This window comes from Azoarcus taiwanensis (assembly GCF_012910885.1).
Classification (GTDB): domain Bacteria; phylum Pseudomonadota; class Gammaproteobacteria; order Burkholderiales; family Rhodocyclaceae; genus Azoarcus_F; species Azoarcus_F taiwanensis.
In genome coordinates this window covers 1-7,668 of sequence record NZ_WTVM01000158.1, presented here as the reverse complement: position 1 = coordinate 7,668, position 7,668 = coordinate 1, and the positions used below count along the sequence as shown (strand labels likewise).

Here is a 7,668-nt window from a genome sequence, read left to right as displayed (position 1 = left end):
CGGATTCTCCTTTCCCTGCGGTGGTAAAGGGTTTTTCCGGCGATGCGGACGCGATCGCCAAGGCCATCGACGCCTTCGCCACCGGACTCGACATCGTGCTCATCGACTGCCCGCCGTCCATCGAGCACCCGCATGTAGCGGCTGCGCTCGCGCGTGCCCATGTTGCCTTGGTGCCGGTGGTACCCAGCCCGCCGGACCTGTGGTCTGCCCGCGCGGTCGAGCGCCTGGTGCTCCAGGCCATGCGCAAGCGTCCCAAGCTCAGCGGTGCCATCGTCGTTAACCGCGCCCAACGCACTGCGCTGTCGAGTTCGGTCATCCAGTTGCTGCGCGAGTTCGAGTTGCCGGTGCTCCGGGTCGGCCTGTCGCAGCGCAACGCCTTCGCCCAGAGTGCCGCAGTCGGCGGCTCGGTACTGGACCTCGGCAAAGCCGCCGAAATCGCCCAGCAAGAAGTCGCTCGGGTTACCGACGCGCTGCTCAGACTGCTCGCGAGGCCAAAATGACTACCCACCGAAACGTCGAAACCGCCTTGCGCTCCGCGCTTCAGAACGAAGACGCCTCCATTCGTCGTCGGCTGCCCACAAAGCCGGCACGCGCGAGCGCACCGGTTCTGCCCGAGCGCGAAGCGGAAATCAGCAAGGAAGTCGCGATGGGCGAGGGCGATCTCGCCCGCCTCGCTGCAATCGCCGAACGATGCTTGCCCGCCGCCAGCAAGAAGCAAGCGCGCTCCACGATTCTGCGCGCCGGGCTGCTGGCGCTGGAGTCGATGAGCGACGCCGCCGTCCGGCAATTGGCTGCGCGTCTTCCTGCGCTCGAGGCCGACAAGCCGAAGAAGAAGGACAGAAAGGGCAAAAAGCGGTAAGCGCCGCGCCTGGACCGTGCGAGCGTATTACTCCAGCTCGTTCTGTACCTGCGGCAGGCGTGGCGAGGACAAGCGCTGTCGCGGCAGTGGCAGGTCTGCGTGCTTCGCACACTATTTTGGGGTGCGTGTGTGATAGAGCCAGACTGCGGCAAGGCACATACCGGTATTGATCACGATGATGAACACTGAATTCAGCAGGACGGCACTGCCGTACAAGTGCTTCACGAAAGGAATCGCGGTCACACCGAACACGAGTGCCACCATCGGAAACAAACCCAGACACCAGTAGCCGTAGCGTTGATTGCGGAACACGCCGTAGAGCGCCGCGAGCGGAAGTATCAGGAACACGACGCTGAGCGTGTTCAGCATCAGGGTCATTGGCGACCAGTATCCGGTGGCGCCGAAGAACTGCACCGGCGCGGTGTAGATGCCATACAGGGGCACCGCTACCAGTGCTTCGCAAAACGCCAGCAGCAGCGCGATTCGTTTCCTATCCATTCAGGTCCTTTGGCGCGGGCGAGCGGTTTGTTGGGGATACGGTGACGTATTCGTATGGCCATGACGACCTCCCAGTCTTGCACCGCTGGAGCGATGCTGTCTCAATGCGGGTCCAGTAGCTCGGCCGTGCCAACCCGGATTATGACAAAAGAGAGTGGTCCCATCCAGACGGGAGACTCTTCGGAGGAGGCGCCGACTCGAACCGTCATGAAGCGGCTCGGCGACACGCATTGCTCGATCAGGCTTTGGTAACCAGCACCGCACCGCAACCCATCATCAGCAGGCCGCCGAGCTTGCGAGGAGCGTCGGATACGACCGGTTTGCGCAGCTTTTCGACGATCTTCGAGGAGAAGAACACATACACCAGCTTCGTGCCTCCGACTGCAAAGGCGGTGATTGCCGCGATGAGCGCGATGTCCCAGGCCGCTATCGTCGTCACGTCGATCAAGGCGGGAAACAGGCTGGCGTAGAAAAGAATCGCCTTCACATCACCCAAGGTCAGCAACAGGCCGGCCGCGAAATCCGCCGCGAGCGACGACCCGGAGGCTTTCGCGCGCGGTAGCTCCACCGAAGGCTTCGACGTGAGCAAGCGCCAGCCGAACCAGATCAGATAGGCGCCCCCACAGTATTTGAGTACCGAGAAGAAGGCGCCCAGCCAGCCCGCGAGCGCGCTCACGCCAAGCAGCGCCACAGCCACGAAGACCAGATCGCCCGCGACGATACCCAGCGCCGCGAAGCCGCCACTCCTTCGCCCGGCACTCACGGAACGAGCCACCACGAGCGCAACGCTGGCGCTGGGCATGGCGGCCAGGGGCAACATCACGATGAACAACGCCAGGGCTTCGGTTACGGTCATGGACTTGCCTCAATGGCACGAATGAGTCTGAGCTGACCCGCAGACGCTCGAGACGCTTCCTCCCCGCGGAACCGGGTTATCAGCGAGCATCACTCGCTGCCGCCGAAGCGGCGATGCGAAGCGGAGACTCCTGGCCAGGAGGGGGTGGATCAAGGGCGAAGTCGAGGAGTGGGTCATTCTGGCAGCTCACAAACCCTCATCCCTCGGCCCCACCCAGAACAGCGGGTTATGCGCCACCTCCCACAGATACCCGTCCGGATCGGCGAAGTACCCCGAGTAGCCACCCCAAAAGACCTTCTGCGCAGGTTTGACGAGCCTCGCGCCGGCTGCCACCGCCTGCTTCAAGACATCGTCGACCGCCGCTTCGGAATCGACGTTGTGCGCAATGGCGATGCCGGCAAACCCGGACCCCTCGGGTGATATCCCCGCGTCTTCCGCCAGCGCGTCACGCGAGTACAGCCCAAGCCAGCTGCCGTTGAGCGTGAAGAAGGCCACCTCGGGCGGCGAATCCATCCTCGGCAGGCCAAGCCCCTCTTCGTAAAACTGAACCGACGCTTCGAGATTGTTCACTCCGAGGGTGATCATGCTGATTCTTGGCTTCATGTCGTCTCCTCAGGCTGTGCGGTCACGTACCATCAGCACGTATAGCCCATTGGGCACGTCGTCGAACTCCCTGTCCTTGCGAAAGCCTGCCCTGCGGAACGCTCCCTGCGAGACGAGATTGTCGACATGGGCACACCCGATGACGAAGGGCACCGAGGCGTCGGACAAGACCGCTTCGGCGACCAGGCGTATCGCTCCCGACCCGACTCCCCGGCCGAGCGCGTCAATCTCGCCGATCATGATGTCGATGTCGATCACGCTGGTGGGGATGTCGTTCAGGCTGGCCACATCCAACTCCTCGCGGGTAGGGTGCTGCCACATCACCAAGCCCACCGCGCGCCCATCCGCCTCGATGATCCCCCGCCAATGCCCACTGGCTGATGGTTCGCTCAACAAACGCAGGTTGCCCTCCGGGTCTCCCCAAGAGCCGCGGACGTGCTCTGCATTCAGCCACTGGCTGATCATTGGCAGATCACGTTTTGCCAGGTCGCGAATTCGTATATCCATGATGACTCAACTTCCCAAAGCCGATTGCTCGCACCTTGTGAAGGATAGCCTCGTATGCCGGTCCCTGCTGTCCGGAAAGAGCGCGCAACGGGTCAGTGGCTGGCTTGCCAGGCCTCGATCAGCGCGTCGCGGTGTGCGCCAAGCTCCGATACCTCGACGCCGATGACCGGCCCCGAGATCGTCTGTCCGGATAAGGTGGCGGGCAGCGAGACCTCTGGCGTGCCCGCCCGCACCTGCAGCGTCGCCTGATTGGGCTTCAGGCGTTGCTTGCGATCCTTCTCGCCGACAATCACAGCGCCATTCGTGAGGTTGAGCGCAGCTTCCAACTCGACGACCTCACCGCTGGTCAGCTCTGCGCTCACCACGCAGTCGACCAGGCGCATGTCGCTCACCATGGCCAGCGCCTTGCGACGCAGGAGTCGCCGGGTTTCGGCGTCCGAGTCGGGCGTCTTGCCGAGCATCGCCCGACTGAGCGTGTCCAGTTCACTGTCCGTCAGATGCGGTGCTGCCGAGACCAGCAGCTCGCGCGGTATCGTCTTGACCCCGAGTCTTGAAGCGTCGATGTGCGCGTGATGATGCAGCAGGCTGATGTCGCTCTTGCCGAGTTGTTTGGCCGACACCGTCGGCATGCCCTGCATGACGGTTGGCCCGAGTGCGGCCTGCAGCGCCTTCAGCAAGGGTTCGTGATCCAAGCCCAGCAATGCGTCGGGAACCTGCAGGTCGAAATCGAAGGAGATGCGTAGCTTCACATTGGCACTGGACATCGGCGGCTTCCGGCAGGGGGAGTGATGTCAGCAATGTATATGCAGATCAGCTCGTCGGGAACCGCTAAATCAGGGTGTTCGTGATGTTTGAACGGGCGCGACGGTGTCCGCATCGGTGCACACCCAATGTCGGGCGAGCATCATTTGCAGTGGCCGGAAGGTCAAGACCATCCGGCAAGTGTCCGCCGAACCCGAGCACCGAATACGCGCACCTCATCGGCCGAAAGATTCTCGGCCTTGTAGAGCGACAACATTTCGAAGCGGCACTTTGGCGCGCATGTGCCAAGCAGCGCAGTCTTCAACACGCGTTTAACCGGTTGTCGCAACACGAAGCGGTCAACCCACCAGGGGGAGCCCAGCGAGGTAAGCGCAAGCGCCCGCCGCAAGTTGTGAAGCCTGGGCTTGATGGGGCCGAGATCGCTGGCGTGGTCATAGGCGATGCCGGGCGCCCAGACACGGTCGAACCACCCCTTCAGAATCGCGGGAAAACCAAACCACCAGGTCGGAAACACCATTACGAGACCCTCGGCCCAGAGCAATCGCTCGATCTGTGCTTGCACCTCGGAAGCGTCGAACGGGGGGCGGTAATAGGTCGTCCGTTCATCGACCGTGAGGGAGGGCGAAAAACCCGCTTCATACAAGTCCTCGACCCGAACCTCGTGCCCGGCCTCGGTCAGCGCCTGAACCGCAGTTTGAGCCAGTGATTGGCAAAGGCTGTCCCCAATCGGATGGGCAACGACGACAAGACATCTCATGCTGAAACCCACCTGTGCAAACGGACAATCATGCCGGTCACCGCTCGAGATCGCCTTCAACCGGCAGGTGCAATTGCATGAAGGCGCTGTTCGGGTCCGCCGTGTAGCCGCCGAACGGACCGCAGTACTCGAAGCCGAAGCGCTCGTAGAGCTTGCGCGCGGGCTCGAAGCCGGGTTGGCTTCCGGTCTCCAGGCTCAACAACCGGTAGCCCCTCTGCCGCGCAACCTTCAAGATATGCTCAAGCATCAATCGGCCCGCACCCTTCCCGCGCCTGGCCGATGGCGTCCGCATCGACTTCACCTCCCCATGCAGCGGGTCGATCTCCTTGAGCGCACCACACCCCATGAGCACGCCGTTCTCCCAGATAGTCCAGAAGGTTACCTCGGGCACCTTGAGCCCGGCCAGATCGAGCGCGTGAACACTCTCGGGTGGCGACCATTCGTACATGTTCCGAAGGTGCTCCGCAAGGAGTTCGATAACTTCCGGGCCTGAGAGGTCGTCCACTTGAATGTGCATGGCGGGGCAGGGGAGTAGCTGAGAGGGGTCGGTATCGGTCGAGGCAGGGGTAGCCGGTCCTGCAAGCGTCATCTGGACCTCCACGCAAGCCGCTCAACCCCTATCGCCGCAATCATATACAGCGAGAGCCAGCTTATCGCAGAAAGAAACCACCCAAGCCCGTTCGGAGAAGGCCACCCCCAACCCGCCAGGCCATCATCCATCAGTACAGGCAGCCCAAGCCCGTGCAAGAAGTAGGGCACAAATACAAGCGTCATGCAAAAACCTTCAAGCGGCGTATCTTGAAACGTGTCCAGGCGAGTGAGCGCCAGTAGCATGATGTGCAAGGCGCTGATGGTGAAGCAGATCCACAGAATGCGAGAGAGCCTTCTTCGATTCACTGGGAACCGCTAACGTGGAGCTAAGGGGCGCGCCGAAGGCGCATCCCAGCGACCGCAGGGAGCGAACTTGAGCGTAGGGTTAGCCACGTTCTTCCCTCTGCGGTGTCGGGTTGTCCAGCGACCAACGCATGAGCACTCTGTCATCGAGAGTGGGAAATTCTTGCCAGTCTGGAAAATAGAGAGCGCTATCTGCGAGGACTTCGAGTCTATGTAACTCATCTTCCGTCTTTGGCTGAAACAGCTCCCAATACTTTGCTGCCAACACCCTGTCATCGGGGCGCCCTTCGAGCCGTTCGTAGACATCGACGTCAGCGAAGTGGTATCGACCACCATTGCGAATGAGATAGCACCTCACCAGCCGTCGGCTGTCACGAAACATGGTAGCCGAACGCCTTTCAGCGACCGCGCGGTCGTAATTTAGAAAATAGGAGCGAAGTCTCGATGGCAACGCAGGATTGACAGACTGGCGTGTTTCTTCAAGGAGAGCTTCGGCTTCAGCGGCAGCCCCTCGCTTTTCGGTCGATGGTTCGATTCCAGAAAGCAGTACGTCGAGTGAAGTGACTAGCCCTTCGCCCTTCACGGCGTTGTGAAGCAGAACAGCAAACTCAAGTGGGCGAACGACGCCCTCACCAGGCGTATATGTAACGCGTGCAGGGGCCAGATACCAGAACTCTTGGGGCCAAAGATCAAGGATCTCTCCGTTGGTCCCGATTAGCTTGTCGTTTCGCTGAGTCCAGGGCATTGGGAATTGATTGAGCTAAGTGGCTAACGTGTTGTATACGTCAAAAATGACGGATATTCCGACTTCTGCCGGATATTACCGTAGAACTGATGCATTGCATTTGTCATTGCACTCATGGTTCTAGCGTACTATGCTGTACGCATGTTCAGTAGTTTACTCAACCGGAAACCCGGCATGTCTTCAACATCGTCGTCAGGGCAGGCTCCGAGGCTTCTCGATCAGGTGCGGGCATGCGTTCGTTACAAGCATTACAGCATACGAACCGAGAAGGCTTATGTTTATTGGATCAGGATGTTCGTCCGTCATCAAGGCTTGCGGCATCCGCGTGAGATGGGCGCGGCCGAGGTGCAGGCATTTCTGACTTGGTTGGCGAATGAACGCTCGGTTGCGCCATCAACCCACAATCAGGCGCTGTCGGCGCTGCTTTTTCTTTACAGGGAGGTTCTCGGCATTGATCTGCCGTGGATGAAGGAGATCGGTCGTCCAAAAAAGCGGGAAAGGGTGCCTGTGGTGCTGTCGTCCAGCGAGGTGCGACGTTTGCTGGATGCTCTCGATGGTGCGGAGGGGGTTCTGGCGCGTTTGCTGTACGGCACTGGAATGCGTCTTATGGAGGCACTGCGGCTGCGGGTCAAGGATGTCGATTTCGATCGCAATGAGATCATCGTGCGCGAGGGCAAGGGCGGTAAGGACAGACGGGTGATGCTGCCTGGGGCGTTACATGGGGCGCTGCGCAGGCAGCTCGAGCGAGCGCGCCGGGTGTGGGAGGCGGATCGTGACGAGGGGCGGCCATCGGTATGGATGCCAGATGCGCTGGCGCGCAAGTATCCGCGTGCAGGGTCATCGTGGGCCTGGTTCTGGCTATGGCCTTCGGATCGGATCGCTCGGGATCCGGTCAGTGGTGTTTTGCGGCGCCATCACTTGTATGAGCAACGGTTGCAACGCGCGGTCAAACGCGCTTCCGAGCAGGCGCGTCTTTGCAAACCTGTCACCGTGCATACCTTGCGGCATTCGTTCGCAACCCACTTGCTTGAGAGCGGTCAGGATATCCGCACGGTTCAGGTGTCAGCGGTAATCCAATAATCCCCACCTGTGGTAATCGAATTTTCCCCACCCATCGACTTGAAGGAGTCAGAGATGGAAAGGGAATCAGTGGTGTTCGATGTGGAAGCTGTCCTGGACCCGAGGGT

The 7,668-nt window shown here is 60.8% G+C and carries 11 protein-coding genes; 3 read left to right on the top strand and 8 right to left on the bottom strand.

Features of this window, described 5'->3' with window-relative positions:
- Together GPA21_RS17815 and GPA21_RS17810 are read left to right on the top strand one after the other, a co-directional pair.
- A partial coding sequence (locus GPA21_RS17815; RefSeq protein WP_168989448.1) for a chromosome partitioning protein ParA occupies nt 1-500 on the top strand: 500 nt, incomplete at its 5' end.
- The gene (locus tag GPA21_RS17810; RefSeq protein WP_168989447.1) at nt 497-859 is read left to right on the top strand and encodes a hypothetical protein; all 363 of its coding nucleotides are present in this window, start codon (nt 497-499) and stop codon (nt 857-859) included. The genes GPA21_RS17815 and GPA21_RS17810, both read left to right, overlap by 4 nt.
- Nucleotides 860-970: 111 nt before the next feature.
- On the opposite strand, the gene GPA21_RS17805 is transcribed toward GPA21_RS17810, so the two are convergent.
- From GPA21_RS17805 to GPA21_RS17770, 8 genes are all read right to left on the bottom strand, one after another.
- Nucleotides 971-1,357 carry a hypothetical protein gene (locus tag GPA21_RS17805; protein WP_168989446.1) on the bottom strand — a complete coding sequence of 129 codons (387 nt, stop codon included), beginning with the start codon at nt 1,355-1,357 and terminating at the stop codon, nt 971-973.
- A 238-nt stretch (nt 1,358-1,595) separates the two neighbouring features.
- Nucleotides 1,596-2,213 (bottom strand): LysE family translocator, encoded by a 618-nt coding sequence (locus GPA21_RS17800; protein ID WP_168989445.1) that lies wholly within the window; start codon nt 2,211-2,213, stop codon nt 1,596-1,598.
- A gap of 186 nt (nt 2,214-2,399) precedes the next feature.
- Nucleotides 2,400-2,816 (bottom strand): VOC family protein, encoded by a 417-nt coding sequence (locus GPA21_RS17795; RefSeq protein ID WP_168989444.1) that lies wholly within the window; start codon nt 2,814-2,816, stop codon nt 2,400-2,402.
- A gap of 9 nt (nt 2,817-2,825) precedes the next feature.
- Nucleotides 2,826-3,323 carry a GNAT family N-acetyltransferase gene (locus tag GPA21_RS17790; RefSeq protein ID WP_168989443.1) on the bottom strand — a complete coding sequence of 166 codons (498 nt, stop codon included), beginning with the start codon at nt 3,321-3,323 and terminating at the stop codon, nt 2,826-2,828.
- 92 nt (nt 3,324-3,415) lie between these two features.
- Nucleotides 3,416-4,087, bottom strand: coding sequence for a hypothetical protein (locus tag GPA21_RS17785; RefSeq protein ID WP_168989442.1), 672 nt, complete (start codon nt 4,085-4,087; stop codon nt 3,416-3,418).
- A gap of 161 nt (nt 4,088-4,248) precedes the next feature.
- The gene (locus GPA21_RS17780; RefSeq protein WP_168989441.1) at nt 4,249-4,842 is read right to left on the bottom strand and encodes an NAD(P)H-dependent oxidoreductase; all 594 of its coding nucleotides are present in this window, start codon (nt 4,840-4,842) and stop codon (nt 4,249-4,251) included.
- A gap of 37 nt (nt 4,843-4,879) precedes the next feature.
- Complete coding sequence (locus tag GPA21_RS17775; RefSeq protein WP_246262044.1) at nt 4,880-5,431, bottom strand: GNAT family N-acetyltransferase; 552 nt, start codon at nt 5,429-5,431, stop codon at nt 4,880-4,882.
- 387 nt (nt 5,432-5,818) lie between these two features.
- Entirely contained in the window at nt 5,819-6,481 is a 663-nt protein-coding gene (locus GPA21_RS17770; RefSeq protein WP_168989440.1) for a hypothetical protein, read from the bottom strand.
- Between the two features lie 174 nt (nt 6,482-6,655).
- Between GPA21_RS17770 and GPA21_RS17765 the strand changes: the two genes are divergently transcribed.
- Nucleotides 6,656-7,561 carry an integron integrase gene (locus GPA21_RS17765; protein ID WP_168989439.1) on the top strand — a complete coding sequence of 302 codons (906 nt, stop codon included), beginning with the start codon at nt 6,656-6,658 and terminating at the stop codon, nt 7,559-7,561.
- Nucleotides 7,562-7,668: the final 107 nt, after the last annotated feature.

Bases quoted from the DNA above. Each gene is read 5' to 3' on its own strand.
- GPA21_RS17780 (WP_168989441.1), bottom strand. From the start codon at position 4,842: ATGAGATGTCTTGTCGTCGTTGCCCATCCGATTGGGGACAGCCTTTGC.
- GPA21_RS17795 (WP_168989444.1), bottom strand. From the start codon at position 2,816: ATGAAGCCAAGAATCAGCATGATCACCCTCGGAGTGAACAATCTCGAA.
- GPA21_RS17800 (WP_168989445.1), bottom strand. From the start codon at position 2,213: ATGACCGTAACCGAAGCCCTGGCGTTGTTCATCGTGATGTTGCCCCTG.
- GPA21_RS17790 (WP_168989443.1), bottom strand. From the start codon at position 3,323: ATGGATATACGAATTCGCGACCTGGCAAAACGTGATCTGCCAATGATC.
- GPA21_RS17805 (WP_168989446.1), bottom strand. From the start codon at position 1,357: ATGGATAGGAAACGAATCGCGCTGCTGCTGGCGTTTTGCGAAGCACTG.
- GPA21_RS17810 (WP_168989447.1), top strand. From the start codon at position 497: ATGACTACCCACCGAAACGTCGAAACCGCCTTGCGCTCCGCGCTTCAG.
- GPA21_RS17765 (WP_168989439.1), top strand. From the start codon at position 6,656: ATGTCTTCAACATCGTCGTCAGGGCAGGCTCCGAGGCTTCTCGATCAG.
- GPA21_RS17785 (WP_168989442.1), bottom strand. From the start codon at position 4,087: ATGTCCAGTGCCAATGTGAAGCTACGCATCTCCTTCGATTTCGACCTG.
- GPA21_RS17775 (WP_246262044.1), bottom strand. From the start codon at position 5,431: ATGACGCTTGCAGGACCGGCTACCCCTGCCTCGACCGATACCGACCCC.
- GPA21_RS17770 (WP_168989440.1), bottom strand. From the start codon at position 6,481: ATGCCCTGGACTCAGCGAAACGACAAGCTAATCGGGACCAACGGAGAG.